The organism is Vibrio sp. 1580 (assembly GCF_033340055.1).
In genome coordinates this window covers 1-799 of the sequence record NZ_JAWOVT010000195.1, presented here as the reverse complement: position 1 = coordinate 799, position 799 = coordinate 1, and the positions used below count along the sequence as shown (strand labels likewise).

Here is a 799-nt window from a genome sequence, read left to right as displayed (position 1 = left end):
AGGCCGTCTTGACTGGCTTCAAACACTCGACCAGCTACGCGCTGGCGATTCATCGCCTCTTCAATCTCTGTGATGTCTTGAATGGCGAAGAGAAGATAACCGTGGTTAGACAAACGACGAGTCGTTAGGCTTAGCTGCTGTTCGTTATCAATGTTTTGAAGGTGGATATCATCACACTCTAAGCATCGACTAAGAATTTGGCTAAGCTCGTTCGGCATTTTTGTTTTTATCAGATCGCGGATATTCGCATTTTCTAGTGCTTCCGGTGTTTTCTGAAATATATGCTGAGTCGCAGCATTACTGTGGATAATGGTGCCAAGGTTGTCGGTAATAACCAACGCATACTGAATGGATTCAATGACTTCTTCTGAAAATGCTCTTTTTTGTTCGAGCGTAGCTAACGAATGCTGGCGTTGTTTTTCCCTTTTTCGGAGTTTGGTCATCATTCGATTGAATGCGTGAATAACTTCGCCTAGTTCGTCTTTAGAATGATGACGAATTTGTACGTGAGAGGCATTACCAAAAGTAACATCTTGAATTGCACCGTTGAGATCGAGCAACGGTCTTAGAATGATACGATCAATGGTAATGTAGAAAATAATGCCACCAGCCGCCAATATCAGCAGAAGTACGCCGGCATCTTTCAAGAATGATTGTTGCGCATTTATAATTGGAATATGTGACAGCGTCACTCGAATTGAGCCAATTACATGCCCTTCATGGATGATAGGCTCAAGTACGTACAAAAACTTGGCGGACAACGCATACCCTAATGCATCGAGCTTACTTCTTTCATTTT

At 42.7% G+C, this 799-nt stretch carries 1 protein-coding gene; it reads right to left on the bottom strand.

What is annotated here, in order from left to right:
* Nucleotides 1–799: HAMP domain-containing protein (locus tag R7093_RS24965; protein WP_318146985.1), on the bottom strand; the 799-nt coding region annotated here is incomplete at both ends.